Genomic DNA, 311 nt, shown 5'->3' with positions numbered 1-311 from the left:
TGAGGCCCAGGACGCCGCCGAGGATGCGCACGCCGGCGACGGCCTTTCCGGCGTTCATCTCCTCGTCGAAGATCAGGGTGCCGAGGCGGACGGTGCCGACCGCGCCGATTCCGGTATTCACGGTGTAGGCGACGACGTAGTTGTTGGTATTGTGGGACAGGCTGTGGATGAAGTTTCCTCGGGCGGTGTCGGTCGGGGTGAGGAGGGAGGGGCAGATCACGGTGAAGCCGTGGGTGGCGTTGGTGGCGAGGGCGAAGACCACCTCGAAGACCGAGGCGATGAGCAGGTAGATCCAGGCCATGGGAAGGACC

General features: G+C 65.3%; 1 protein-coding gene. It reads right to left on the bottom strand.

Annotated features, from left to right (window positions below; all coding sequences use genetic code 11):
• Nucleotides 1-311, bottom strand: a 311-nt coding sequence (locus PUR61_RS00385; RefSeq protein WP_329874408.1) for an SMR family transporter, incomplete at both ends; no start/stop codon positions are given.

This window comes from Streptomyces sp. BE20, from assembly GCF_036322525.1.
In the GTDB taxonomy this organism is placed as follows: Bacteria; Actinomycetota; Actinomycetes; order Streptomycetales; family Streptomycetaceae; genus Kitasatospora.
This window is presented reverse-complemented; position numbering and strand designations above follow the sequence as displayed.